The following is a 25,735-nucleotide window of genomic DNA, read 5'->3' on the forward strand; positions in this document are numbered from 1 at the left end:
ACAACAAGGAGACAAGCATGCCCCATAACATAAACGACCGCGGGACGCGTACCGGCGGCATTCGGACCCAGGCCGATATCGACGAATTCGAACGCACACCCTGGCAGGAAAAACTGCCCGCGCAGAACACCTACGAACTGCTGTGCCGTGCCTGCGACAGTCATCCGGACAAGACCGCGTTGCGCTTCGTCATGACCGGGGAGGCTGACGCGCCAGACTTTGTCGTCGATTACGCAACCCTCAAGGCGCGCGTGACGCAAGCGGCCAACGCCTTTCACCGCGCCGGCATTACCACCGGCACGGCGGTGGCGTTGCTGCTGCCCAATCTGCCCCAGACCCATTACGCCTTGCTGGGCGCGCAGGCTGCCGGCATCGCCAGTCCCATCAACCCGATGCTGGAGGTCGACTATGTCGCCGCCATCGTCAATGAGACAGGCGCGCAAGCGCTGGTCGCCTGCGCCCCGGTCTCTGACAGCGCGCTGTGGGACAAAGCCGTCGCCGTGGCCGACCGTTGCCCATCGGTGCGGACCCTGTTCGTCGTCAGCGCTGCGCCGTATCTTCCTGCCGCGCAGCGTGCGCGGGTCGACGCGGCCTTCGACACGGCGTCAAGGCCATGCCGCGCGGACGTGAAGATGGTCGGCTTCGACCAGGCGCTGGCGGCCGAGCCGTCGGACACGCTGGTTTCGAAGCGCCGCATCCTGGCGACTGACCTCTGCTCGCATTTCCATACCGGCGGTACTACCGGCCTGCCCAAAGTCGCGACGCACACGCATCTCAATGAAGTCTTCGTCGCGTCGATGCTCAAGGCGCTGATCCCGTCGCCAAACACGATCCTGTGCGGCCTCCCACTGTTCCACGTGAACGGCGCGATGATCACCGGCCTTGCCGCATTCCATGGCGGCTGGGAGGTCGTGATGCTGACGCCCGCCGGATATCGGGGCCAGGGCGTGATGCCGAACTTCTGGAAGCTGGTCGAACGGTTCCGCGCCACTAGCTTCAGCGGCGTGCCGACGATCTACGCCGCGCTGGCCGATCTGCCGCGGGAAGGCGCCGACATTGCGTCGTTGCGCTTCGCCTTTTGCGGCGCCGCGCCGCTGCCGGCCGAGGTCGCGCGGCGCTTCGAAGCCGCCGCTGGCATTCCGCTGTACGAGGGCTACGGTCTGACCGAAGGCGCGTGCGTCTCGGCCCTCAATCCGCCGCAGGGCGAACGTCGCCCCGGCACGGTCGGCCTGCGCCTGCCGCACCAGGCAATCGGCGCCTGGAAGGTCGACGGCTCCGGCCACGCCACCGAGCCTTGCGCGCCGGGCGAAACCGGCGTCATCGGCATCAACGGCCCCAATGTGTTTCCCGGCTATCTGCGCGAGCAAGACAATGGTGGCATCTGGCTCAAGCCGGGATGGCTCAATACCGGCGACCTCGGCCATCTCGATGCCGACGGCTATCTGCATCTGACCGGCCGTGCCAAGGAACTGATCATCCGCGGCGGCCACAACATCGATCCGGCGATGATCGAGGACGCGCTGCTGCAGCATCCGGCCGTGGCAATGGCGGCAGCGGTCGGCCAGCCGGATGCGCACAGCGGGGAGTTGCCAGTGGCCTACGTCACGCTCAAGCCAGGCTTCACCCCGGCTGCCGACGAACTGCTGGCGGCCGCGCGCAACCTCGTGCCGGAACGCGCTGCAGTGCCGGTGCGCATCGACATCCTGCAGGAGATGCCGCTGACTTCCGTCGGCAAGGTGGCCCGGGCGGAGCTGCGCATGCGCGCTGCCGGGCAAGTGTTCCGAGAGATCCTGGCGCGGGCCGGCACGGCCGCCAGCGTGCGCGTGGGGCCGGATATCCGGCGCGGCACCGTCGCCTTCGTCCAATGCCCCGCCCCGGACGTCGCGCGCGTGCAGGATCTGCTCGGACGGTTTCCGTTCCCGCTCGACTTCAACGGCCCGGTGTGAACGCGCCGAGTCCCCTCCCGTAGAGAAACCGCTCATGAATACCACATTGCCCGAGCAGGTCGACGTCTTGCTGGTGGGCCTAGGCCCGGTGGGCGCCACCGCGGCCAACCTGCTGGGACGCTACGGCGTCCGTACCCTGGCCATCGACAAGGCCGCTGATATTTTCACCGCGCCCCGGGCCATCGTGCTCGATAACGAAGCGCTGCGCATCTTGCAGATGGCAGGGCTCGAGGAAGGCGCGTTCGAAACGCTGGCCATTGCCAAGGTGCAGATGCATTCGCCGCTGTTCGGCAGATACGCGCGTGCCAACACAGCCGGCACCATGGACTGCCACCCGCGACTGGTCACGTTCTATCAGCCAGATCTCGAACGCGCCTTGCGCGCCCGCTTGAGCCGCTATCCCTGCGTGAGCATCGCGCTTGGCGCCGATCTCACCGGTTTCGACGACGACGGCGAAACGGTGCGCGCCACTGTGTGTCTTCCCGGCGGTGACACGGCCACCGTGCGCGCGCGCTATATCGTGGGCGCGGACGGCGCCAATTCTTTCGTGCGGCGCCACGCCGGCCTTGCCTTCGAAGGCAAGACCTTCACGCAGGACTGGCTGGTCGTCGACGCCCTGAACGTGCCCAACCCGATCGACCATGTCGAATTCCTGTGCGACCCGCGCCGGCCTACGCCGCACATGGTTGCCCCGGGCGGCAGGCAACGCTGGGAGTTCATGCTGCAGCCCGGCGAGACGCGTGAACAGATGGAATCGCCTGACAAGATCCGCGAGCTGCTCGCCCCCTGGTGCAAGCCGGAGGACATCACGATCGAGCGCACAGCGGTCTACCGGTTCCATGCGCGCATCGTCGATCGTTTCTCCAAGGGTAGGGCGTTCCTGGTGGGCGACGCCGCGCATATCACGCCGCCCTTCGTCGGCCAGGGGCTCGTCGCCGGGCTGCGCGACGTGGCCAACCTGTGCTGGAAGCTCGCTTGGGTCGTGCAGGGAAGGGCGACGCCCGCCATTCTTGAAACCTACGACACCGAGCGGCGCCCACACGCCCGCTCCATCATCAACCTGGCGCTCCTGATGGGCCGGCTGGTGATGCCGCGCAACCGGCTGGCGGCATTTGCCGTCCATGGCGCGATGGCGCTGATGCAGCGCATGCCCTGGGCTCGAGCCTTCTTCGAGGACCTGAAGATCAAGCCGCCGGCGCGTTTCAGGCGCGGCCTGTTCCAGCGCGGCAAGACGCGCGCGAGGCTGGTGCGCGGCGGTCTGCTGCCGCAAGCGCTTGTGCGCCGCGGGCCGGGGGCACCCATCGTGCCGAGCGACGATGTGCTCGGGGCGCGGCTCGTGCTGGCGGGATTCGGCTGCGATCCCGCGCCGATGCTCGACCGTAGCCTCCTGGCGGCATGGCGGCAGGCAGGTGGCGCCATCATGCAGCTGCGCCATTGCGGACAAGGCGAGCATGGGCCGCAGCAGGCGCACGAGCGGCAGGACGGACATTCCTGGGAGGACATGTCGGACCAGCTTATCCCGGGGGCTGCACCCGTCGGCTGGATCGCGGTCGTGCGTCCCGACCGCACCGTGCTGCACGACGGCCCGCTCGAAGCCGTCGACGACATCGTCCGAGAGTCGCTGGCAATGCTGGGAGAGGGAAGCCCCTTGCCAGACGGCATGGCGCGCGCGTTGCGCGCCGCAGGCTGACATTGGTCTGACCTGATCGCTTTGGCGTGCGCCCCCGCGCGCCAGCGATGTGCTGGCGATGACGCCCCGTCCGACCAGAGGCATCCCGCGATAACCGCGGGCGAACACACCGGCCCCGGTCGAGGCAAGGGTCGATCCCGGCTCGTCAAAAAATAAAGCAAAACGGCCTTGATGCCGGAGGAGACAAAGATGGCAACGAGAACAGCGGACGCGCTTCGCTCCGTCGTTTCATGGACCATGCTTGCGTGGTCTTGCGCGGGATGGGGGGCGGAGGGCTTCGAGCCGCGCTACAACCTCGCCGGAAGCCTGGGCGGCGAGATGTTTGCGCCGCCCAACCAGACCGGCTTTATCAGCGCGCTCGCCGCCACCTACGTCAGTGTCAGCAAGGTGACCGGGGACGATGGCGGGCAGCTGACCCAGAGCCTTCCGGGGGGCACCGTTGCCTTGCCCAAGCCGACGCCGTCGGCCCTTTATCCCTCTTATTCGCGTGGCACGGTAGAGATTCCAGCCTCCGGCACCATGACGCGCTGGGACCTCGTGCTCGGCTATATCACCAGCGAGCAGTATGGCGGCGGGCGGCTGGCCTTTGCCGTCGACGTTCCATTCGCCAGGAAATCTCAGTCAATCAGCACGAGCGGCGCCACGCCGGTGCTCAACTGGAGTCCCGCGGTTCCGGCCGACGTGCAGAGCGCCGTGCAAGGGCAATTCAGCAGCCAGTACCAGGGCGCGCTCAAGGCGCAGGGCGCAAGCGAAAGCGGCGACGTCAGCGGTCTCGGGGACGTCGAGCTCATCGCCGGCTGGCACTACGTGGGCGACAAGTTGCGGGTGCTGGGCAGCGCTGCGCTGGTGGTGCCGACGGGGAAGTACAGCGCCAACGCCGGCCCGGATATCGGCAACGGCAACTTCTACACGGTGCGCCCTGCCATCCAGGTGGCCTACCTGCCCACATCGAACCTGGCCTTCGCGGCCAAGGTATCCGCGGGCCTGAACAGCCGCAACCGGGACAACGAGGTACGTAGCGGGAACTGGTTCGGCGTGGAGGTGGCTGCCGGGTACAAAACGCCGATCGGGGTGGTGGGCGTGCATGGGATCCGGATCCAGCAGTACCAGGACGACGAGAACAATCCGCTGGGCGCAAGCCGTCTCCGTTCCAACAACCTGGGGGCGTTCTTCACGACGATGATCCCGGTGGTCGATGTGGCATTGACCGTGCAGTACATGGCGACGACATCGTCGCGCAATGCCAAGCACGGAAACTTTACCCAGGTCCGACTGATCCGGATGTTCTGACTGCCGCCAGGGGCCGGCCGAGTATTCCCGGCGCTCCCCGACGGCGCCGGTCATTCCGGCTGAATGCCGGCGGCTTTGATCACCTCAGCCCATTTCACGGTCTCTCCGCGCACGAACGCGGCCAGCTCTTCTGGCGTCGATGGGGAGGGGTGGCCTCCTGTCCGGCTGAAGTATTCGGTAGCCGCGGGGTTCGTCAACCCCTGTCGAATCAGCTGGCTCATCCGCGCGACGACCGGTTTTGGCGTATTGGCAGGGAAGAAGGCAGCAACCCAGGCCGTCATCTCGTACCCTGGCAGGCCGCTTTCCGCCATGGTCGGGACATTGCCGAGCAGGGGATGGCGGCTGGACGTGGTCACGGCGACCGCGCGCAGCTTGCCGTTCTGGATCAGGGGCAGGGCCGGATTGATGTCGGAAATCATGAAGTCCACCTGGTGGCCCATCAAGTCGGTCAGGCCCTGCGGCACGCCCTTGTAGGGCACATGCAGTGCCGATGCGCCGCTCATCATCTTGTAGAGCTCACTGGCGACCCGGGTGGAAGAACTGCCGCTGGCGAAGGTCATCTTGCCTTGCCGGCTTTTCGCCAGCGTGGTCAGTTCTGACACCTTCTGCACCGGGCTGTCGGATGGCACCACCAGGACCAATCCGCTCTTGGCGATCAGCGAAACCGGCGCATAGTCCTTGATGGGATCATAGGGCAGCTTCCTGAACAGGGACGCATTGGCCGCGTGGGTGGTATTTGTCGTGATCAGCATCGTGTACCCATCTCCGGGCGCCGTCGCGACCGCCGTGGCCGCGATGAACCCGTTGGCACCGGGGCGGTTTTCCACGACGACGGTCTGTCCGGTCTGGGCCGTGATGGTCCGCGCGATGTAGCGCGCGATGTTGTCCGTGCCACTGCCTGCAGGGAACGGCACCACGACACGAATTGGCTTTTCCGGATACTCGTTCGGGCCGGTTGCCCACACCCATTGCGGGGCCGCTGAGGCAGCTGCCAGTCCGGACAGCAGGGCGAGCATGCGTCGCCGGGGAAATCGCTGGATCATCTTGTCTCCTCCCGCATCCCGGGATCTGATGGATTGACTTGGCCGCGCTTGCGTCAGGACAGCGGATCGTGTGCGCGAATGACAATCAGCTCGCACGTCCCGTCTGCCGATTCGAGGCTGAGCTCCGCACCGTCGGGAACGTAGACCCACTCCCCAGTCCCGGCGGCAAAGCGCTCGCCTTCGATGCGACCGTGAATCGTGCCGCCACGCACGAAGAGCACCTGCTCGGTCTCGCCAAGCCTGTGCGGCTCGGCGCCGCCATCGGGAGCAAGATCGACCATGTAGATGTCGAGAAACCGGGAATCGACGGTCTGGCGTGTGATGACCGGCCTGGCGAGCGCGCCACGGTAGTGCGGCAGGGCGATCGGTTCGGTGCTGGCGGGAACGTCGCGGACCTCGGCGGCACCGGCCTGAAGGCGCGGATCGTCCGGGCCGGTCGCAGTCACTGCTGCGTTCGGGTTCTCGCTGTACGGCGGCGCGTAGACCACCATCACCTGCACCGGTTCGTCGCTGATGACCTCGAAGCGATGGAAGACGCCGGCCGCATTGAAGCTCCAGTCCCCTGCGCGCAAGACGCGCTGCTTTCCCGGTAGTTCGCCGAGACCCTCGCCGGCGAGCAGGAACGACGCCTGCTCGAGGTTCGGGTGTGCATGCGGCAACGCGCCATGGCCCCGCGATATCGTGCCCAGCAGGACCTCGAGCCGGCGCGCGCCGACAGTCTCCTTGCCGATGATGCGCTGGTTCGCCGTTCCCGTGTGGTTGGCCGGTGCGTATGCGGCCACGTCAGTGGCCCTCCGTACAAAGGGTGATGTCATACCGATGTCTCCTTTCTCGAATGGTGAAGGCTGTCGCGCTCAGCGGCGGCTGTCGGGGATGGCCAGCGCCGGGTAGTGCTCGGTCAGCTTGGCTGGCATCTCCACATCCAGGATGAATCGATCACCGCGATACCAGAACTCCCCTGCCAGGAGCACATTGCCGTCGACGTCCAGCGTCGATCGAATGATCCTGGCGATTGGCGCCCCGAAGCCATAGGCGAGATCGCGTGCCAGGATGTAGTCGGCCGGCTCGACCGTCATGGTCTGCTGCATCATGCCAAGGCGGTCGCCTTCGACCTGGCGCAGCAGGTGACCGAGCTTGTGGTGCTTTTCGCCACCGCGTGGAAAGCGGGCAAAGACTGACGAGGCCACATACACCTCGATCAGGCAGAATGGCGTGCCACCATGCAAATGCAGTTTGCGGACCATCACATAGCTGTCCAGCGGCGTGCCGCGGCGGGCCAGCCCCGGCCGCAGCGCCACGCCCTCGCGCATTTCCAGGATGCGGATTTCCAGCTCGCTGCCATGGGCCGATTCGTCATTGATGGCGGAGCGCAGGCCTTCTCCGGGTGCTGGCGGCTGCTTCATGACGTGGGTGCCACGACCGCGCTGGCTGCTGACCAGCCCCTCTTCCGTCAGCGCAGCAAATGCCTGGCGCACGGTGACCTTGGCGATCCCGTAGGTTTGCGCGAGGCTGTCCACGGTTGGCAGCTGCATGCCCACCGGGTACTCGCCCGAAACGATCTTGTGCCGGATGACGCTGGCCAGTTGTCGATATCGCGTCACGCCGCCGATGCCGTCGTCGGCGAGGATGACGCCCTCGTTGGCAGCTGCGTTGGACGCATTGCTCGTCATGACAACAACTCCCGCGGCACGCGCACCGGCATGGTCAGCAGGATCTGCGCCATGCCCTTGCCAAGCGGATCATTGCGCAGCGACGCCATGCCACCGCCATCCAATGCTGACTCGCAGACAAAGTTCATGGCGTCGAAGCCGGGCAGGTCGTAGCATGTCACCGGCCCCTTCACCAGGTACCCAAGCCAGTCCGCCACGCGCGCCACCGTCACTTCGGCCCGCAGCACGGGCAGGTACGCCGGCCGGCGGGCGATCAGCCCGATGTTGGAGGTATCCCCCTTGTCGCCGCTGCGGCCATAGGCAAGCCGTATCAGCGGAACTTCGACGGTATCGTGTTCCGCAGGGCCGGCGCCCGTTGGTTCAGCGACTGCAGGTGCTGCGGCCGCGACCGGTGCCGCCGGGCTGCCCGAAGGAACGGTGACGCCGCTGCGTACGCCGTCCATCACCACCGCCGGGGTCAGGGCGCTCTTGTCGAGCAGGAATGCATACTGGCGGATCGATGGCGAGGGACTGGAACGCCCACCAGCCGAGCCCGTCGTGCCCGGCGCCCAACTGGTCCCCGCCGCGGCGATTTCCCGCGCGAACAGTTCCAGCGCCGCCTTCTCGGGATGCATCACCGCCAGCCGCATCACCGCCTCGCGGGTGTGCCGGACGGCAGCATGTGGCCCAAAGCAGGACTCCGCTCCCAGCACCTCAATGTGGGTGCGACTGTAGTCTCCCCACCCGTTCTCCGCGAACAGCATGCGCGTGCGGGCAAGGATCGCCTGCGCCGTGCGTTCCGCCTTGGCGACCGCGTCGACGCCGACGATGGAAAGCTGTGCATTGCAGCGAAAGCCGTCGACGTAGGTGGCACAGACCTTGTAGGCATTGCCCGGGGCCCGCCCGCGCGCGCCGCTGACTTCCACCACGTCCGGTGCGGCCTGCCGAAGGGCTACCTGCGTGAAATCGCAGGTGACGTCTGGCAGCAGGTAGGTGGCCGGGTCGCCGATCTCGTACAGCACTTGCTCGCCGACCGTGGCGGTATTGACCAGTCCGCCGGTGGCGGGCGGCTTGCCGACCAGGAAGGTGCCGTCGGCACGGCACTCGACCACCGGATAGCCGATGTCGTGCCAGTCCGGGACGCTTTCCCAGTCGGTATGCAAGCCGCCCGTCGCCTGGCACCCGCACTCGATGATGTGCCCGGCCAGACTGCCTTGCGCCAGGCGGTCATAGTCGTCCGCCTGCCAACCGAACTCGTGCATCAGCACGCCGAGCGTCACGGCACTGTCCACGCAGCGTCCGGTGATGACGATCTGGGCGCCCTGGTCCAGCGCTTGTTTGATCGGCAAGGCCCCCAGGTACGCGTTGGCGCTGACCACCTTCTCCGGCAGGGGTCGGCCTTTCTGCATGTCCTGCACACCGGCTTCGCGCAGCTGTGGAAGCAGCGGCATCACGTCATCGCCTTCCACCACGGCGATGCGCAGCGTCAGGCCCTGTTCCGCGGCCAGCGCGGCAATTGCCTGGGCACACCCGTGCGGGTTCATGCCGCCGGCATTGCTGACCACGCGAATCCCACGCTCGGCAATCTCTCCGAGCAGGGCCTTCATTGTCACCGTCACGAAATCGGTGGCGTAACCCAGTTCCGGCTTGCGCAATCGGGCGGCGGCGAGAATCGACATGGTCAGTTCGGCCAGGTAGTCGAACACCAGGTAGTCGATATCGCCGTGGCGCACAAGCTGTGGCGCGCCAACGCTGCTGTCGCCCCAGAACCCGGAAGCCCCGCCAATGCGTACCGTTTTCGCGTCCATTCCCATCTCCCTATCTGCCAGTCCACTCGGGCTGGCGCTTCTCGCGGAATGCCAGCTGGCCTTCGCGCGCGTCCTCGGTCAGTGCAAACAGCCCGATCTGGCTTTCCGTGAACGCCATGGACTGCTCGAACGACATGGTTTCCATATGCTTGAGCGTGTACAGCCCCCGACGGATGGCGGCGGGCGAATTGTTCCGCAGGCGGGTCAGCAGCAAGTCCAGCCTGGCGTCGAGATCGTCGCTGACATCGTTGATGAGCCCCGCGGCCAGCGCTTCCCGCGCGGACAGTGGCTCGCCGCACAGGCACAATTCGGTGAGCGTGCGACGCGGCACCAGGTGCTGCAGCACGCTCAGCACCTGCGCCGGGAACAAGCCCAGCTTGACCTCCGGCAGGCCGAAGCGGGCACCTTCGCTGGCTATCGCCAGATCGCACATCGCCATCAGCCCCATGCCGCCCGCCATGCAGGCGCCATTGACACGGGCGATCAGCGGCACCGTCGACTGCCTGGCGCAGCGGAAAAGGTCCGCCATCCCCAGGTAGGGCTCGGCGTAATCGAAGGCAAAGGATTTGCCGGTCTGCAGATCGGCGCCGGCGCAAAACGCCTGCTCGCCCATTCCGGTAATGACCACAGCGCGGATGTCGGCGTCGCGATTGGCGCGCAGGATGCCGTCGCGAAGTCCCTCCAGCACCCCCGGCGTGATGGCATTGCGGCGCTCCGGCCGGTTGATGGTCAGGTAGAGTGCTGCGTCCCGGACCTCGCTCAGCAGTTCATCATTCATGCGGAGTTTCTCCTTCGGTGCGTTGCACTTGTGACCCATCCCTGGAGATGCCAGACGCGAACAGCGTATCGATGGCGTCGTCGTCGTAGCCGGCCTCACGCAGTACCTCGCGGCTGTGCTCACCCAGGCTTGGTGCATGGCGGCGGCTGGTCGGTGGGGTGCCATGCCATTCGCTGGGCACCGCCATCTCCCGGATACGCCCGACGGCCGGGTGGTCCGATTCGCTGAAGAAACCGATGTCCTGCAAATGGGGATCGTCCAGCAGCGACTCGAATGTGTGCATCGGAAAGACCGGAACATCGGCGTCCTTGAGCAGGGTGCGCCATTCCTCGGTGGTGCGCTTGGCCATTTCGTCGCTGACCATGGCATACAGCTCGGTGATGTTGGCGGTGCGGGTGTTGATGTTGGCGTAGCGCGGATCGGTGTCGTACACCTCCGGCTTGCCAATGACCTCGAGGAAGGCCCGCCAATGATGATCGTGATAGATCAGGCAGCAGACATGTCCGTCCTTGGTCTGGTACGGTCGCCGCTCGGGCGAGAGCAGGCGCGGATAGCCGAAGCCGCCCTTGGGCGGGACGAAGGTCTCGCCATACAGGTGGTCTCCCATCACATAGGGAACCATGGTCTCGAACATGGGGACATCAACGCGCTGGCCTTTGCCGGTGCTCATGCGCGCATACAGGGCGGCACAGATCACGCCGAAAGCATAGAGTCCCACCGAGCGATCGGCGATGGTGATTGGCAGGTATCGCGGACTGTCGCCACTGCCCAGCGAAACGGCCAGCGGCAGGCCGGTTGCGGCCTGGATCAGATCATCGAAGGCAGCCTGGGGTGCGTAGCGTCCGCGCTGCGAAAAGCCGAACATGCCGACATAGACCAGGCGCGGATTGATGGCCGACAGCGATTCATAGTCCAGCCCCAGCCGCTGCATGGCCTGCGGGCGCACGTTGTAGGCCAGCACGTCGGCATCCCGTACCAGGGAAAGCAGGGCCTCCCGCCCCTCGGGCGCTTTCAGGTCAAGCACGATGCTGCGCTTGTTGCGGTTCAGGCCAAGGAAGAGCGGCCCCAGCTTTTCATCGCCGCAGGGACCTATGCCGCGCGTACTGTCTCCGCCCGGCGCCTCGACCTTGATTACATCGGCGCCAAGGTCAGCCAGCATCTGCGTGGCAGAGGGCCCCATGAATACTGACGTGATGTCAACGACTTTCACGCCGGCCAGCGGCCCCGTTGTCTGGTCTTTCTTCATATCCCTTTCATCTCGGTGGGGCACTGTATGACGGCTGGCCGGGAGGCCACCGTTGCCTGCCGGTTGGCCGCCACATCGCGCTTGCAACAACACATCGATCATCGGTCGACCTCCGGCCTGGCCAGCCCTGGTATCCGCTTCTTGATTTTCGAGACGGTGTGGAGCTTCACCCGCTGCGCCCATGGCCCATCGATGGTGCGCAGATTCTTGTCCTTGAGATGCGCCAGGCCGAGCTCGTCGCTGAGTTGCGCAAGGGACGTCTCGACATCGAGCGAGAGGTTGGTGACAAGAACGTCGCCGCCATGGAAGACGAGGCTGTTCGACCAAAGGAAGCCGATGGGCGCCCCCTTGCGATCGATGCCGCCGAAGTCGCCGAGCTTGGCAATCACCTGCCCCTGCGTCGGCTCGAGCACAAGAATCTCGTTAGACTGGTTGCACGCGATCCAGAGGTTGTCGTGCTCGTCGATGATCAGGCCGTCGGGTCCGCCGCCGATCCGGTTGACGAAGACTTCAGGCGTGCCGGGCTCGAGCGTCGACCCGGTCACCGGTATCTTGACGATGGTGTCGTTCGCCGTATTGGCGACGAACAAGGCCGTCTTCTTGTTGTTGAACGACAAGCCATTGGCGCCGATGGTCGGTGGTATCCGCGTGGGCTTCAGCAGCGCGCTGGTGACCCATGCCGACGCTTCGCCGCCGGCGGGTCCGACTTTCCAGATGATGCCCTGGTGGGCGTCGGTCACGTAGACGTTTCCGGCGGGGTCGAACGTCATCCCGTCGAGGCCGGGGTTCTTGCCGCTGACCGTCATGAATACGGACGAGGCACCCGTCCTGGGATCGACGCTCAGGACCTTCGCGCCCAGGTAGTCGACGACGAGCAACTGGCCCGTCCGGGGATGGAAGCCGAGGTCAAGCAACAATCGGCTCGAGCCCTTGATGGTGACAGTGCGCAGGTGCTTGCCCTGCGGGTCGAACACAAGCAGCGCGCCCTCGCTCGTCCTGGGTTTTTCTACCGCCACCGTGACGACGTAGACGTTGCCCTCGCGGTCCACGGTGATCCCCTCGGGATGCGCCTCACCCGCGGGCAAGGTGGCGAATGTCTCAACCTTGCCGCGCTCCCAGGCTCTTGCGGTCAGCGGTGTCGCCAGCAACACAAGCCAAATCAGCATTGGCAGTATCGGCATCCTGTGGGCTTTGATCATTCTCATGTTGCACTCGCTCAATCGCGCGGATTGATGGATCGTCACAAATTGATCTGATCGGTGTCGTACACGCTGGTCTCCAAAGGAGCAGAGCAACGGCACCGCGCAGGCCGACGAGCGGCCTGCCATGGTGGAAAGTCGCCTTTTTATTCCTCAGTAACGTCGGAGCCGTTGCCGCGGACGTAGGGCATCGGTCCGATGCCGCGCGCCGCCGCGAGCGTGTGGAGCGCGTACTGGATCGAGAGCGCGTCATTGAGCGAGTGGAAGGTGCCGTCCTCGTTGAAGCTCACTTGCGCGCCTTCGATCCAGGCGATGGTGATCGTGTCCTCGGTGTTGTCCTCGGGGGTATAGAAGGTGTGCACGGAGCCGCCGGGTTCGTACAGGTAGGAGCCGGCCGTCTGCGGCTGGTCGGGGTACTCGCGATACTTCCAGCAGCCCTGGATCGTCCACACCTGCGCCGTCCCGGTGTGGTAGTGAATCGGCAGGGAACAACCGGGTTCCACGATGGCCATGAAGACCCACTCGCCGCGCTCCGGGTCCAGGCGCAGCGGCTTGATGTGGATGCCCGGAAAGACGTCCTTGATCAGCGGGATCTGCTCGATGTTGACGGTCAGCAGCTTGTCTTGCGGCAGGGCGGGCAGCGGCAGCTTCGCGCCGGTGGACGTGGTGGGCTGCTCGAGAATTCTTGCATTCATGAGTTGTCTCCGTTTGTCAGAGGATGTGAAACAGTGGAAGGAAGCCGTCCTTTGATGAGACGGAAGAGTCACGCCGGTCCGGCGGGAAACTCAGAGCTGTAGCGGCAATGCGCCGAGGAACAGAAGCGTCCAGCGCGACGGTGAAGCCTGGATAACCTCTGCCCGGCCGCATGTCACTGCATACTCCTAAAGTTCTAATGTTAGAAGTTTAGAGGCTGAGGAAGGTTTTTTCTGCCCCTTGTTTACCCCTATCGCTTCATTTGTGCTCGCTAGCCGCTCGCCGCTGAGGTTCGGTGATGGCGGGCACCGCCTTCAATGCGGACGCCGGGATCTCGATTTCGGAGACGTAGCGGTCACCCCGATACCATGTGACGCCTGCGTACAGCACGCTGCCTTTGCCATCTAGAAGACGCCGCGACATCTTGGCGACGGGTGAGGCGAACGGGATCTTCAGCATGTCGCACAGAGGAAAATCCGCCGGCATCACGGTCATGCGTTGTCGCACACGTTTGCTGCGCGAGCCCAGTTCATCGAGCACCGCGGCGAGAAGCTTTTTCTTTCTGGCGGTGTCCTTGGGCAAGGCGTCGAAGACCGGGGCCAACACATAGATCTCTGCGTAGCAGAACGGCTCGCCGGAATAGGTGTGCAGCTTGCGGACACAGACGTATTCGCCGTCCGACTGGTCGCCCGGTCCGAGCAGTTCCTGCGGCACGCCGGTGCGGCGCCGGACTTCGAGTACCTCAAAGGCGAGCGCCGCAGGTGCGGCGAACGGATCGTTGATCGCCAGTTCGATGTCGCCCGTGGCGGCGGGCAGGGCAGCCACGTGGGTGCCGACACCCCGCTGGCTACGAATCAGCCCTTCTTTGGAAAGCAGCTCATACGCCTGCCGGACGCTGACGACGGCCACGCCGAGGTCAGCCGCGAGCTGCGTGATCGGCGGCAGCAGCATGCCGAGCGGATATTCGCCCTTTGCGATCCGGTACCTCAGCAACGAAGCCAGGCGCTGATATTGCGCAACGCCCCGTTCAGCCGACAGCTCCGCCCGCTCAATCCCCGTAGTTCGTTCGTCCGTCATTCCAGTTGCCTGATACCCAGAACATTGGAGTATGCACCAGAAGAACGGGCGGCCTATCAGCTGGCAGGCGTCTACCGTCGGCCGGCTGGAGCCGGTAGCGTCGAGATGTGGCGCGGTGGCAGCGGGTGCGGAGCGTTTCACGTCTAGCGGTTAAGCGTTTGCACGCCAACCGCTATATCGGCCGCGGTTGCCGCGAGGATCTCCCGATACGCTTTCACCACGCCTTCCACCGGCCCGGGCGCGGGCACCTCCGTTTCGGTGCGGCCGCTCAGGACCTTGCCGTCCGGCAGCCGCCGCACGGTCCAGGCGATGGTCGCCGCTGCCCGCTTGCCCACGTCGGCGTCGAGGGCTACCACATCGGTCGTCACGCGGAATGCCCGCTGCGTCGCCGACAGGCCGCGCTGGTAGACATCCACCGCATCGAGGCTCGCCTGCAGTTGCTGCGACAGCGCATCGCGCAGTTCGTTGGGGAATGGTGAGGTCCAGCGCGAGGTGTCGGACAGCTTGAGGCCACCGCCGTTGGCGTCACGCACCACCAGCTGAATGCGGTTCAGGCGCTCCGGCACGCGCACCGGCGTGACTTCGATCCATAACGGGTCGCCGCTACGGCTGGCTCGCGCGGTCGCGGGCGGCGCGGCGTCGGAGCGACTGGCCGCCAGCGTGTAGTAGCGTGCCTCGGGCGACGCGCAGCCGTTCGTCAGGGTCGTGGCGGCGGCCAGCGCAACAAGCATCGTCAGACGCTTCATCATTTCTCTTCCCTCTTGCCTTGCAGGAGCGCTTCGGGATGCCGCTCGAGATAATCGGTGAGCATGCGCAGCGAGGCGGCTGTTTGCGTGAGTTCCTGCATCATCCGGCGCGTATCCTGTTGCAGCGAGGCGTCGGGCGCCAGCGCGCCATTGGCCGTGGCGAGCGTGCGGCGCATATCCTGCAGCGCGGCGACCACCTGTGGTGCCACATCGCCATTGACCTGGGCCACGAGCTTGTCCGCATTGACGAGCATCTTGTTCATCGACACTAGCGCCGTGCGCGCGTCCTGCCCGATCTGGTCGAACGGCACCTTGCCGATCTTGGTGACGATGTCGCCAAGCTTGGCCTGCAGCTCGTCGAAGGTGCCCGGTGTGGTGGGAAGCTCAGGCACGGACGCGTTCAGGTCCAGATCAACCGGCGCGGACACTTTCGGAAAGAAGTCGAGTGCCACATACATCTGGCCGGTGAGCAGGTTGCCGGTGCGCAACTGCGCACGCATGCCGCGCTGTACCAGGCTATGCACGATGGCGCGCTTGCGCGTGTCGTCAGCCACGTCGTTCTCGCGCAGACCCATGCGAGACGGATAGAGCTCCACCACCACGGGCATGCGGAAGGCCTTCTTGTCACGCTGGTATTCGATACCGATCGAGCGCACCTGCCCGACGGTCACGCCGCGGAAATCGACCGGCGCACCGGGCGACAGCCCGCGCACGGACTGATCGAAGTTCAGCACTGCCAGTGCGGGGGCGAGCTCGTCCGGTTCCTTCATGGCTTCGGACTGGTCCGCTGCCAGCAGGTACTCGGTGTTCTCGGCGGCCGCGGCATGCGCGGTCGAGTGGTCCGGGGCCTGGAAGGCTACGCCGCCAAGCATCACGCTGGCCAGCGACTGCGTGGACAACTTCAGCCCGTTCGCGTCCAGTTTTAGGTCGACACCGCTGGCGTGCCAGAAGCGCGTATCGGCGGAAACGAGCTTGTCATAGGGCTTGTCGACGAAGACCCGCAGCGTGATGTCGCGGCCGTTCGGTTCGAGCTGGTACGCCACCACATGGCCGACCCGCACGCGACGATAGTAGACCGGTGAGCCGATGTCGAGCGAGCCCAGGTCCTGCGCACGCAGCACGAACTGCCTGCCGGAGGCGTCGGTGGTGATGACCGGCGGATTTTCGAGCCCGGTGAAGCTGTGCGTGGTCTCGCCCGACTTGCCGGCATCCACGCCGATATATGCGCCCGATAGCAGTGTTTCCAGTCCCGACACGCCACTGATGGCAAAGCGGGGCCGTACCACCCAGAACCGTGTGTCGGCGACGGCGAAGTTCTTGGCGTCCTTGGTCAGCGCAATCGTCGCGATCACATGCGAACGGTCCGCTGCCAGCCGTGCTGTCTTGACCAGTCCGATATCGACATCCTTGTAGCGCACGGCAGTCTTGCCTGGCGTCAGGCCTTCGGCAGTGCGGAAGGTGACAGTGATCTCGGGCCCGCGCGACGCAAGCGTGCTGACCAGCAGCGAGAGCCCGACCACCGCGGCAACGATCGGGATTACCCAGACAAGGGACGGTAGCCAGCGCGCGCGGGGCTGGCGTCCTGGCTGCGGTATGTCGTTGGGAGGAGGATGGTTAACGTGTTCGGGCATTATTGGCGTGCAGAAATTCGATGGGGGAGGGCGAGGTCTCGAGCGCATCCCACAGCAGACGGGGATCAAAGCTCAGTGACGCGAGCATGGTCAGTACGACAACCGAGGCAAAAGCCAGAGCTCCGGCACCGGCCGTAATCGTGGCCAGCGCCCCGGCACGCACCAGCGATGCCAGCAGTGCCACCACGAAGATATCGAGCATGGACCACCGGCCGATGACTTCGACCAGGGTGTAGAGCCTGGTCTGCTCGCGAATGCGCCAGGTCGATCCGCGGCGCGCCGATAGCAGCAGCAAGGTCAGGATCATCATCTTCAGCAACGGGACGACGATGCTGGCGATCAGCACCACGATTGCCAGCATGTATGAGCCGGACAACCACAGATAGATCACGCCGGACAGGATGGTGTCGCGCTGCGTGCCGAAAATTGACTGCGTCACCATGATCGGCAGCAGATTGGCCGGGATATACAGCAGGTAGGCGGCCAGCAGGAAGGCCCAGGCGCGCGCCAGGCTGGCCGGCTTGCGATGATGCAGTACGGTGCCGCAGCGCGGACACGGTTCGGCCTCGAGCGTCATCGGACTGAGCCGGTCGCAGGTGTGGCACGACAGCAGTCCGCACGAGGTCGCGGTGGGGTGGGGCGAGTGAAGCGCGGTCACGGCGCGGCATCCCGCGAGCGGGCCGGTACGTCATCTGCATCGTGCGCATCGAGGTGGTGCCAGAGTTCACGCGGGTCGAACGACAGGATGACGGCGAGTACGACCACCAGGGCAGCGAACGACCAGAGCGCGACGCCAGGCACCACCTGCGCTATGGTCGACAGCTTCACCAGCGTAACCAGCACGCCGATCATGAACACTTCGATCATGCCCCACGGCCGCGTGCGGCAAATGCCGCGCAAGATGCGCTCGAACCCGGGTGGCGTGCGCTGCCGCGCCATCGGCACGAGCAAATAGCACATCATCAGCAACTCGGCCAGCGGAAACAGGATGGTCGTGGCGAACACGAGCATCGCCACCGGCGCCATGTCGTCCGCGTAGAGTGCCTGTACCGCGCTCCATAGCGTGGTCTCCATGCGCGAACCCTTGAGGTCCATGGCGACAATGGGGTACGCGTTGGAAATAAAAAGCAGGATCAAGGCAGTCACCACGAGCGGCAGCAAGCGGCGATAGGCTCGCGAACTGTCGCGATAGAGCGCGCCGCCGCAGCGCAGGCACGTGGCACGTTCGTCGTGCTTCAGCGCCGCGCGCGTATGGAGCGCGTCGCAATGCTCGCACGCCAACAGCCTGTGCGGATCCAGCATGGCAACCGGCGGCGAGGCGTGGTTCTGATGCACAGGTGTCCTGGGGAAAATGATCGGCCTCGTTGCGTGAGGCAAGCAGCGCGTGCGCGCACCGGAATCCTTCATGAGTTCCGTATTCTTCCACATAATGACTTATGTGTCATCATGACATTGTGTATGTTATAAGAAGAGCACGGGCGCCGCTGCTGCCAGCATGGCGTACTCCATGTTGGCGGCGTTGAAGCGGCGTATTGATATAATCGCCTCGTCACATAAGGTCCTCTAACTGAAGATGCCTGCCGTTCCTGATCCCAAAGACCACCGCCCTCGCGTTGCCGCAGAACGGCGTGCACGGATGCGCCAGCGTCTCATTGAAAGCGCGATGATTGTTTTTGCGCAAAGGGGTGTCGGAGCCAGCGTGATCCCGGAAGTCATTGCATCAGCTGGCGTCTCGCAAGGTTCCTTCTACAACTACTTCCGTACTAACGAGGATCTGCTGGCGGCTGTCGGCGACGCGCTCAGTCACGACATGGTGCAAATGATCGAGAGCGTGGTCGGCGATATCGAAGACCCGGCGTTGCGTGTTGCAACGGGTATGCGCTTATACCTGCACCTTGCGCGCTCCTATCCTGTCGTGGCGCAATTTCTTTCCGGTACGGGCCTGCTTCTGGTCGGCGGCAAGGGTGCTGCCGTCTACGAATACCTGCCCTCGGATATCAAGGAAGGCCTGAAGACGGGCACGTTTGACGAGGCTTCGGCCGACGTGGCATTGGACATGGTGGCCGGCGCCGGGCTGATCGCCGTTCACCGCATGGCCAAGGGAAGAACCGCCAGGGATTATCCCGAACGGATTGTGCGGGCGGTGTTGCGGTCGCTTGGCGTGTCCGCAGCGAGTGCGGTACGGTTGACCTCCGCGCCTTTGCCAAAGCTGGTGGCTCCGCCGGAATCATTGCTCGAAAAAGCCCAGGAGAAGCTCGCCGCGAAGGCCGAGCCCTCCAACTAGCAGCCAGCGCTACGGCACATCGCTGATCGTTTCCGCGAGCAAGCCATCGAACAGCGCTTCGCTCGCCTGCAGCGGCGACCTGGATATCGCATCGGCCGCTGATTCCTCCACGCCCAGGGCGCGCAATGCCACCGCAGCGGCGAGCTCCGAAAAGTCTTCGCGGCATTCGGTATCAAGCATGCTCTGCATTGCGCTCATTGCGGCGCCGGCAACGATATTGAAGCCCAGGGCGATCGGCATGCGCTTGAAACGATTGCGACGAACGCCTTCCTCTATGTCCCTGCGGACAAACTCCAGCATATTCGGCGCGTGGTAGCCCGCCCATCCGAGCCGGCCAAGGATGCCAGCCACACCGGGCTGGTGTACCGTCAGGATCGACGCCAGCCGTATTCCCCTGGCGATGTGCTCGGCCGGGTCGTCATGGTCGCGCACAATGGGGTCGGCCGCCCGCACCCACTGTTCAGCCATCTTCCCGACAAGCTCCCGCACGATCGCATCAGACGACGGAAAGTACTTGTAGAACGTTCCGCGTGAAACCCGTGCTGCCGAAATGATGTCGTCGATGGACGGCGTCGAGGCGCTGTTCTCCAGCATCAGGCGCATCGCACTGTTCAGCAACAGCGAGCGCATACGCTGCCGCCGTGTTGCCGCAACGCGCTGACGGTGGTCGCCAGTCTTCCACGGTCCTGTTTCAGCTGCGAATTGCGTCTGCATCGGGGTCATTGATCTGTTTCCTCCTCATGGTTAATGCGTCGACAACGCCGCGCGCCGGTCTTCCTGCGTCTTCGGCCTATACCCGTCGCATCACTTTGCGTATGCCGTTGTCGTTGCGCACCACAGCCTTCGGGCGCGCGCGTTCTTCGTCTCATGCGGTCCGGGACCGCAAAGTCGACCCGTCCTCACACAATAAAATAAATTGTACGTCATCATGACACCTAAGTCATTATGAAGTAGACTTCGAATCCTCAGGAAGGGCGAAGAGCCCGAACAGGCTTGCCGTCAATGACGCCAGCACGAGTCCGGTCAGACCGGCTCGGTGACGTGGATCGCTGATGACTCGCAGGCGAGCGACGGACCTTAGTGGAGCGCAGAAATTGAACAGGAACCTTCGAGCGGCAGCTCTTACCATCATCGCGGCACATCTGGCCGCGTGTACCCCGGGTCCGGAACCCGAACGCAAGGACGTGAGGCCGGTGCGGACAGTGGTCGCCGGACGCACCGCCGGGTCGGTCGGTGCGACCTATTCAGGTGAGATTCGTGCGCGTTACGAAAGTCAGTTGGGATTCCGCACCGCCGGCAAGATCGTCGCGCGCATGGTGGAAGTCGGCAGCCATGTCAAGCGCGGCCAGCCGCTGTTCCAGCTCGACACCACGCAGGAAACGTTGCAGGTAGCCGCAGCGGGTGCGGAGGCTGATGCGGCAAGAGGCCGGGTAGCCCAGGCGCGGGTGGACGTCAAGCGTACCGAGCAACTGCTCGCCCAGAACTTTGCCTCGCAAGCCGAGCTGGACCAGCAGCGGCTGGCGCTTAACCAGGCGGAAGCACAACTGCGCTCGGCACAGGCGCGCCAGCAGCTCAATGCCAACATGCGCGGATTTACCACGCTCGTAGCAGACCGCGATGGCGTGGTCAGCGCAATCAATGCGGAAGCCGGCCAGGTGGTTTCAGCGGGGCAGACGGTCGCCACCGTCGCGGCAGACGGCGAACGCGAGGTCTCGATCAGCATTCCGGAGTCGCGCGTCGACGAACTACGCAAGGCGCCGACACTGACGATTACGGTGTGGGCGCAGCCGGACAAGTCCTGGACAGGCAAGCTCCGCGAGCTCGCGCCGGACGCGGACGGCGTCACCAGAACGTACTCGGCACGCATTTCCATTCAGGAGGCGGATCCGGAGCTGCGGTTAGGCATGACAGCGTCGGTGATCGCACCCGACGTGGACGGCAGCGGCGTAGTCCGCGTGCCGCTGACCGCCATCGTCGATCATGAGCGTGGCCGCCAGGTATGGGTGGTCGACCCGAAGACGTCGCGGGTGATCGCACGTGAAGTCAAGCTGGGCGCAGCGCAGAACGACAGCGTGATCGTGGTTGGGGGACTGGCGGGCGGAGAGACCGTGGTCAGTGCCGGCGTGCACATGCTGCAGGCTGGCCAGCAGGTGAAGGTGGCCGAGGCGGTGACTGTCGCCAGGGCGGGAGGTGCGAAGTGAAAGGTATCAACCTGTCCGAATGGGCACTGAAGCACCAGCAGATGGTCGCGTTCCTGCTGTTGCTGTTGTCAGTGGCCGGCGCGCTCGCATACGGCAGCTTGGGTCAGAAGGAAGACCCCGAGTTCACGATCAAGACCATGGTTGTGCAGGCGTACTGGCCGGGAAGCTCCGCGCAGCAGATGGCCGACCAGGTCACCGACAAGATCGAGCGCAAGCTGCAAGAGGTTGCGGAAATCGACTATACGTCTACCTATGTGAAGCCGGGCGAAACGCAGGTCAAGGTCAACCTGCGCGAGGATGTACCGCCGGGTGCCGTGCCGGATGTGTGGTACCAGGTCCGCAAGAAGATGGGCGACATCCGGCATACCTTGCCACAGGGCACGCAAGGTCCGTTCTTCAATGACGAGTTCGGAGACACGTTCGGTAACCTCTATGCCATCACGGGCGATGGCTTCGACTATGACGACCTGAGACGGATTGCGGACGCCGCGCGTAATGAGTTCCTTCGTATCGGCGATGTCAACAAGGTCGACCTGGTAGGCAAGCAGGAACAGAAGATCTATGTCGAAGTCTCCACCGCCAAGCTCGCCTCGCTGGGTATCGACCCGGCACTGATCGCGTCGACCCTCGCACAAACCAATGCCGTGACATCGGGCGGGACGGTGCAGACCACCGCGGAGCAAGTACGGTTGGCGGTCAGTGGCGAGTTTGACTCGGTCGAGAAAATTCGCGCCATCGGCATCCGTGCCGGTCAGCGTACCTTCCGTCTTGGCGATATCGCCGACGTCCGCCGGGGCTTTGTGGAGCCCGCCACCTCGAGGATGCGCTTCAACGGCAATGAGGCGATCGGACTGGCGGTGAGCATGCGCAAGGGCGGCGACGTGATTCGGCTTGGCGCAAGGCTGGATGAAACGATCAAGCACATCGAGTCCAACCTGCCGGTGGGCGTGCAGATCCACGCGGTCAGCGACCAGCCGCGTATCGTCGAGCATTCCGTATTCGAGTTCAAGAAGAGTCTGGCCGAGGCTGTGATCATTGTGCTCGTCGTCAGCTTCCTCTCGTTGGGCTTGCGCACCGGACTGGTCGTCGCGCTCAGCATCCCGCTCGTGCTGGCCATGACCTTCCTGGCGATGTACGTGATGGGCATTGAGTTGCAACGCATCTCGCTGGGCGCGCTGATCATTGCGCTCGGACTGTTGGTGGACGACGCCATCATTGCCGTCGAAATGATGGCGCTGAAGCTAGAGCAGGGCTGGGACAAGTTCCGCGCCGCCACATATGCCTACACAGCCACCGCTTTCCCGATGCTTACCGGCACGCTGATCACGGCGGCGGGTTTTCTTCCGGTCGGCTTTGCGAAGTCGGGAACGGGCGAATATGTGTACTCCCTGTTCCAGGTGGTGGGTATTTCGCTGGTGTTGTCCTGGATCGTGGCCGTCCTCTTTACGCCATACATCGGCTTCAAGCTCCTGAAGGAACATGCGCACGCGTCGCATGACGAGAACGCGGTCTACCAGCGCGGCTTCTATGTCAGGTTCCGCCGCTTTATCGACTTCTGCCTGAAGCAGCGCGTGTGGGTGCTCGGCATCACGCTCGCCGCGTTTATCGGCTCGCTGCTGCTGTTCAAGGCAATACCCCAACAGTTCTTTCCCGCGTCTGACCGGCCCGAACTCATCGTGGACCTGTGGATGCCGAAGGCTTCCACGTTCGAGGCGAGTCAACGCGAGGTCCAGAAGCTGGAAGGCCTGCTCAAGGGCGATCCGGACATTGCGGCGATGACCAGCTTTGTTGGCAACGGTGCGCCGCGATTCTACCTGCCCCTCGACGTGCAGACGCCCAATCTGAACCTGGGCGAGATGCTGGTGATGACGAAGGGCGGGGAAGCACGGGAGCGAGTGAAGGAGAAGCTCGAGAAGCTGTTCGACGAGAGATTCCCCAATGTGCGTGGCCGCGTCAATCGACTGGAAAACGGTCCGCCGGTCGGTTACCCGGTGCAGTTCCGCGTGTTCGGGCAGGACAACGCCAAAGTTCGCGCAATCGGGCAGAAGCTGGCCGCAATCATGCGCGAAGAGCCGCACGTGCGCGAGGTCAACCAGGACTGGGGCGAACGCGTCAAGCGCTTGCAGGTCGACGTCGACCAGGACAAGGCGCGTGCACTGGGTGTCAGCTCAGGCCAGATCAAGGAGGCACTTGAGGCTTCGCTGTCGGGCACGCCAATCACCCAGTACCGCGAGGAAGACCAGGGTATCGACGTGGTCTCGCGCCTGGTCGCGGCGGAACGCACGGACCTGAACAACCTGAAGGATGCAAAGATCTACGTGCGTGACGGCAAGTTCGTGCCGGTCTCTCAGGTGGCCCGACTCACGCTTGACAGCGAGGACAGTGAGCTGTGGCGGCGTAATCGCGTGCCGACGCTGACGGTTCGTGCCGATATCGCCGGGGCGCAGGCACCCGACGTCACGCGTGCACTGCAGCCGAAGCTCGACGCACTGGAGAAAGAGCTTCCGCTCGGCTATGGCATCGAGATCGGTGGCGCTTACGAATCGAGTGCGAAGGCCCAGCATTCTGTTTTCGCGGTGATGCCTGTGACGATCATCGCGGTGCTCCTGCTGCTGATGATTCAACTGCAGGATATGAGAAAGATGGCGATGGTCCTGCTGACCGCGCCGCTCGGGCTGATCGGTGTCAGCATCATCATGGCCGCGTTCCGGATTCCATTTGGTTTTGTCGCCATGTTGGGCGTGATCGCCCTCGCCGGAATGATCATCCGCAACTCGGTGATCCTGGTCGTGCAGATCGACCAGGACGTGGCCGCAGGTGTCCCCTTGTGGACGGCCATCGTCGAGGCCGCGGTGCGACGGCTGCGACCGATCGTGCTGACTGCCCTGGCGGCGATCCTGGCGATGGTGCCGCTTACCCATTCCGTGTTCTGGGGTCCCATGGCATGGGCAATCATGGGAGGGCTCGCCGTTGCCACGGTACTGACCCTCGTCTTCCTTCCCGCCCTGTATGCGACCTGGTACCGGGCCAAGCGTCCTGCGACCGTCTGATCGCAAATGTGACGATGAGAGTGTTTTCGATGAAAAGATTGAGTATGGCCATGCGGGCCGGGCAAGTGGCGTTGGGCTGCATGCTTTTCCTGAACGCTGGAGAGTCGGGCGCTATCGATCTCGTGGGGGCCTATCAGCAGGCATTGGCGCATGATCCGACGAGCCTCGCTGCGAACGATGCGCTCACGGCGGGGCGGGAGAGGGCAGTGCAGGGCGACGCCTTGCTGCGTCCCCGCGTAAGCCTCCAGGCGACACTGGACCGGATCAATAATCGTTCGTCCGGCAACCCGCCGGCCGACGTTGCGCCGTTGGTATCCAGCGATAGCTCGGGAACTGCGCGCCAGGCCGGCGTGGTGCTGGTTCAGCCGCTGTACGACAGGACCGCCGTAGCCACGAGGAAGCAGTTCCGCGAGCAATCGAACCTGGCGCAGACGCAGTTCGACCAGTCTCGCCAGGACCTGGCCTTGCGGGTGGCCGAGGCATACTTCGGCGTGGTGTTGAGCGAGGAGACGCTTCGCGTGGTGCAGGCCGAGAAGGCGGCGTTGCGACAGCAACGCGACCGCGCGAAGGCGCGCTTTGACATCGGCCAGGGCAAGATCACCGATCTCCATGAAGCCCAGGCGCGCCTGGATGGGGTCGAGAGTCGCGAAGTCACGGCGCAATCTGCTCTCGAACAGCGACGTACGCGATTCCAGGAAACCGTCGGCATGCCGCCCGATCAGCTCAGCGGGCCGGCGCCCGGTTTCACGCCGCGGCCGCCGGAACCGGACAATCTCACGGCGTGGCAGGCAAAGGGTGAAGAACAAAGCTACCTCGTCAAGACCAGACAGTCGGAGCGCGACATTGCCGGCGCGGAGATCGATAAGTACCGCGTCAGCAGTCGCCCGACCGTCGCGCTCGTGGCGCGTTATGGCGCACAAGGGCAAACCGGCAACCTGGCTCCCTGGGTTGCAGCCAGCAACACCCGGACCGCGACGGTCGGCTTGCAGCTCACCATTCCGCTGTACGCGGGCGGCGGACTGGATTCGCGCGAGCGGGAATCCGTTGCGAGGAAGAGCCAGGCGGAGCAGGAGGTTGCCGCCGCCCGGCGCGACGTGCGCCTGAAGGTGCAGGACGGATTCCTCTCGGTCAAAACGGGCGTGTCGCGCGTCGCCGCACTCGAGCAGTCGTTGACTTCGGCGCGTAGCGCGCTCGCGGCAACGACGCTTGGCCGGGACCTCGGTACCCGTACGGAACCCGACGTGCTCGACGCGCAGCAGCGCGTGTTCACCGCTGAACTCGACCTGGTCCAGGCACGCCTGGACTACCTCCTTGGCCGTCTGCGGCTTGCCGCCGCGGCGGGGGAACTGAGCGAGGAGACCTTGCGCTCGCTGAATGTCTGGCTCGCAGCCTGATCGAGAAATC

21 protein-coding genes are annotated in these 25,735 nt (G+C 64.6%); 7 read left to right on the forward strand and 14 right to left on the reverse strand.

Annotated elements, in window-relative coordinates; translation table 11 throughout:
- Positions 1-17: 17 nt before the first annotated feature.
- The 3 genes from KB879_RS35450 (at position 18) to KB879_RS35460 (ending at position 4,926) form a co-directional block, all read left to right on the forward strand.
- Positions 18-1,946, forward strand: coding sequence for an acyl-CoA synthetase (locus KB879_RS35450; RefSeq protein WP_211982469.1), 1,929 nt, complete (start codon positions 18-20; stop codon positions 1,944-1,946).
- A 34-nt stretch (positions 1,947-1,980) separates the two neighbouring features.
- Entirely contained in the window at positions 1,981-3,636 is a 1,656-nt protein-coding gene (locus tag KB879_RS35455) for a bifunctional 3-(3-hydroxy-phenyl)propionate/3-hydroxycinnamic acid hydroxylase (RefSeq protein ID WP_211982471.1), read from the forward strand.
- Between the two features lie 189 nt (positions 3,637-3,825).
- Positions 3,826-4,926, forward strand: coding sequence for a transporter (locus KB879_RS35460; protein WP_211982473.1), 1,101 nt, complete (start codon positions 3,826-3,828; stop codon positions 4,924-4,926).
- A gap of 50 nt (positions 4,927-4,976) precedes the next feature.
- On the opposite strand, the gene KB879_RS35465 is transcribed toward KB879_RS35460, so the two are convergent.
- The 13 genes from KB879_RS35465 to KB879_RS35525 all read right to left on the reverse strand — a co-directional run bounded on the left by KB879_RS35465 (position 4,977) and on the right by KB879_RS35525 (position 18,098).
- Positions 4,977-5,969 carry a tripartite tricarboxylate transporter substrate binding protein gene (locus KB879_RS35465; protein WP_211982475.1) on the reverse strand — a complete coding sequence of 331 codons (993 nt, stop codon included), beginning with the start codon at positions 5,967-5,969 and terminating at the stop codon, positions 4,977-4,979.
- 53 nt (positions 5,970-6,022) lie between these two features.
- Positions 6,023-6,784, reverse strand: a complete 762-nt coding sequence (locus tag KB879_RS35470; RefSeq protein ID WP_211982477.1) for a cupin domain-containing protein — start codon at positions 6,782-6,784, stop codon at positions 6,023-6,025.
- Positions 6,785-6,823: 39 nt separating this feature from the next.
- Positions 6,824-7,639 (reverse strand): GntR family transcriptional regulator, encoded by an 816-nt coding sequence (locus KB879_RS35475; protein ID WP_013959830.1) that lies wholly within the window; start codon positions 7,637-7,639, stop codon positions 6,824-6,826.
- The gene (locus KB879_RS35480) at positions 7,636-9,426 is read right to left on the reverse strand and encodes an acyclic terpene utilization AtuA family protein (RefSeq protein WP_211982479.1); all 1,791 of its coding nucleotides are present in this window, start codon (positions 9,424-9,426) and stop codon (positions 7,636-7,638) included. Before KB879_RS35480 ends, KB879_RS35475 begins: the two co-directional genes overlap by 4 nt.
- Positions 9,427-9,436: 10 nt before the next feature.
- Positions 9,437-10,204, reverse strand: a complete 768-nt coding sequence (locus KB879_RS35485; protein ID WP_211982481.1) for an enoyl-CoA hydratase/isomerase family protein — start codon at positions 10,202-10,204, stop codon at positions 9,437-9,439.
- Positions 10,197-11,450, reverse strand: a complete 1,254-nt coding sequence (locus KB879_RS35490; RefSeq protein WP_211982483.1) for a CaiB/BaiF CoA-transferase family protein — start codon at positions 11,448-11,450, stop codon at positions 10,197-10,199. The genes KB879_RS35485 and KB879_RS35490 overlap by 8 nt, the downstream gene beginning before the upstream one ends.
- 98 nt (positions 11,451-11,548) lie before the next feature.
- Positions 11,549-12,616 carry an SMP-30/gluconolactonase/LRE family protein gene (locus KB879_RS35495; RefSeq protein WP_249221363.1) on the reverse strand — a complete coding sequence of 356 codons (1,068 nt, stop codon included), beginning with the start codon at positions 12,614-12,616 and terminating at the stop codon, positions 11,549-11,551.
- Between the two features lie 179 nt (positions 12,617-12,795).
- A complete protein-coding gene (locus KB879_RS35500) occupies positions 12,796-13,344 on the reverse strand; it encodes a 2,4'-dihydroxyacetophenone dioxygenase family protein (protein WP_013959825.1) in 549 nt (182 codons plus the stop codon).
- Positions 13,345-13,600: 256 nt separating this feature from the next.
- Entirely contained in the window at positions 13,601-14,419 is an 819-nt protein-coding gene (locus KB879_RS35505) for a GntR family transcriptional regulator (protein ID WP_013959824.1), read from the reverse strand.
- 143 nt (positions 14,420-14,562) lie between these two features.
- On the reverse strand, positions 14,563-15,168 hold the full coding sequence (locus KB879_RS35510; RefSeq protein WP_211982485.1) for a membrane integrity-associated transporter subunit PqiC: 606 nt from the start codon (positions 15,166-15,168) through the stop codon (positions 14,563-14,565).
- A complete protein-coding gene (locus tag KB879_RS35515; protein ID WP_211982487.1) occupies positions 15,165-16,796 on the reverse strand; it encodes an intermembrane transport protein PqiB in 1,632 nt (543 codons plus the stop codon). The genes KB879_RS35510 and KB879_RS35515 overlap by 4 nt, the downstream gene beginning before the upstream one ends.
- Positions 16,780-17,454: a paraquat-inducible protein A gene (locus KB879_RS35520; RefSeq protein ID WP_211982489.1), complete on the reverse strand. Its 675-nt coding sequence runs from the start codon at positions 17,452-17,454 to the stop codon at positions 16,780-16,782. Before KB879_RS35520 ends, KB879_RS35515 begins: the two co-directional genes overlap by 17 nt.
- Complete coding sequence (locus KB879_RS35525) at positions 17,451-18,098, reverse strand: paraquat-inducible protein A (RefSeq protein ID WP_051591464.1); 648 nt, start codon at positions 18,096-18,098, stop codon at positions 17,451-17,453. The genes KB879_RS35520 and KB879_RS35525 overlap by 4 nt, the downstream gene beginning before the upstream one ends.
- Before the next feature lie 334 nt (positions 18,099-18,432).
- Between KB879_RS35525 and KB879_RS35530 the strand changes: the two genes are divergently transcribed.
- Complete coding sequence (locus KB879_RS35530) at positions 18,433-19,080, forward strand: TetR/AcrR family transcriptional regulator (protein ID WP_049800746.1); 648 nt, start codon at positions 18,433-18,435, stop codon at positions 19,078-19,080.
- 9 nt (positions 19,081-19,089) lie between these two features.
- On the opposite strand, the gene KB879_RS35535 is transcribed toward KB879_RS35530, so the two are convergent.
- Positions 19,090-19,803 (reverse strand): TetR/AcrR family transcriptional regulator, encoded by a 714-nt coding sequence (locus KB879_RS35535; protein WP_153955827.1) that lies wholly within the window; start codon positions 19,801-19,803, stop codon positions 19,090-19,092.
- 329 nt (positions 19,804-20,132) lie between these two features.
- Here KB879_RS35535 and KB879_RS35540 point away from each other — a divergent pair, with 329 nt between their 5' ends.
- The 3 genes from KB879_RS35540 to KB879_RS35550 all read left to right on the forward strand — a co-directional run bounded on the left by KB879_RS35540 (position 20,133) and on the right by KB879_RS35550 (position 25,725).
- Positions 20,133-21,281 carry an efflux RND transporter periplasmic adaptor subunit gene (locus KB879_RS35540; protein ID WP_013959817.1) on the forward strand — a complete coding sequence of 383 codons (1,149 nt, stop codon included), beginning with the start codon at positions 20,133-20,135 and terminating at the stop codon, positions 21,279-21,281.
- Entirely contained in the window at positions 21,278-24,331 is a 3,054-nt protein-coding gene (locus KB879_RS35545) for an efflux RND transporter permease subunit (RefSeq protein WP_211982490.1), read from the forward strand. Before KB879_RS35540 ends, KB879_RS35545 begins: the two co-directional genes overlap by 4 nt.
- Before the next feature lie 80 nt (positions 24,332-24,411).
- Positions 24,412-25,725, forward strand: coding sequence for a TolC family outer membrane protein (locus KB879_RS35550; protein WP_238553179.1), 1,314 nt, complete (start codon positions 24,412-24,414; stop codon positions 25,723-25,725).
- The last annotated feature ends 10 nt before the right edge of the window (positions 25,726-25,735 follow it).

Source organism: Cupriavidus sp. KK10, assembly GCF_018223725.1.
GTDB classification, from domain to species: domain Bacteria; phylum Pseudomonadota; class Gammaproteobacteria; order Burkholderiales; family Burkholderiaceae; genus Cupriavidus; species Cupriavidus necator.

Coding starts and splice junctions, on each gene's coding strand:
- KB879_RS35500 (WP_013959825.1), bottom strand. CDS start 13,344: ATGAATGCAAGAATTCTCGAGCAGCCCACCACGTCCACCGGCGCGAAG.
- KB879_RS35470 (WP_211982477.1), bottom strand. CDS start 6,784: ATGACATCACCCTTTGTACGGAGGGCCACTGACGTGGCCGCATACGCA.
- KB879_RS35540 (WP_013959817.1), top strand. CDS start 20,133: ATGACTCGCAGGCGAGCGACGGACCTTAGTGGAGCGCAGAAATTGAAC.
- KB879_RS35525 (WP_051591464.1), bottom strand. CDS start 18,098: ATGCTGGATCCGCACAGGCTGTTGGCGTGCGAGCATTGCGACGCGCTC.
- KB879_RS35505 (WP_013959824.1), bottom strand. CDS start 14,419: ATGACGGACGAACGAACTACGGGGATTGAGCGGGCGGAGCTGTCGGCT.
- KB879_RS35460 (WP_211982473.1), top strand. CDS start 3,826: ATGGCAACGAGAACAGCGGACGCGCTTCGCTCCGTCGTTTCATGGACC.
- KB879_RS35475 (WP_013959830.1), bottom strand. CDS start 7,639: ATGACGAGCAATGCGTCCAACGCAGCTGCCAACGAGGGCGTCATCCTC.
- KB879_RS35465 (WP_211982475.1), bottom strand. CDS start 5,969: ATGATCCAGCGATTTCCCCGGCGACGCATGCTCGCCCTGCTGTCCGGA.
- KB879_RS35450 (WP_211982469.1), top strand. CDS start 18: ATGCCCCATAACATAAACGACCGCGGGACGCGTACCGGCGGCATTCGG.
- KB879_RS35480 (WP_211982479.1), bottom strand. CDS start 9,426: ATGGACGCGAAAACGGTACGCATTGGCGGGGCTTCCGGGTTCTGGGGC.
- KB879_RS35485 (WP_211982481.1), bottom strand. CDS start 10,204: ATGAATGATGAACTGCTGAGCGAGGTCCGGGACGCAGCACTCTACCTG.
- KB879_RS35455 (WP_211982471.1), top strand. CDS start 1,981: ATGAATACCACATTGCCCGAGCAGGTCGACGTCTTGCTGGTGGGCCTA.
- KB879_RS35495 (WP_249221363.1), bottom strand. CDS start 12,616: ATGCTGATTTGGCTTGTGTTGCTGGCGACACCGCTGACCGCAAGAGCC.
- KB879_RS35510 (WP_211982485.1), bottom strand. CDS start 15,168: ATGATGAAGCGTCTGACGATGCTTGTTGCGCTGGCCGCCGCCACGACC.
- KB879_RS35530 (WP_049800746.1), top strand. CDS start 18,433: ATGCGCCAGCGTCTCATTGAAAGCGCGATGATTGTTTTTGCGCAAAGG.
- KB879_RS35515 (WP_211982487.1), bottom strand. CDS start 16,796: ATGCCCGAACACGTTAACCATCCTCCTCCCAACGACATACCGCAGCCA.
- KB879_RS35550 (WP_238553179.1), top strand. CDS start 24,412: ATGCTTTTCCTGAACGCTGGAGAGTCGGGCGCTATCGATCTCGTGGGG.
- KB879_RS35490 (WP_211982483.1), bottom strand. CDS start 11,450: ATGAAGAAAGACCAGACAACGGGGCCGCTGGCCGGCGTGAAAGTCGTT.
- KB879_RS35535 (WP_153955827.1), bottom strand. CDS start 19,803: ATGACCCCGATGCAGACGCAATTCGCAGCTGAAACAGGACCGTGGAAG.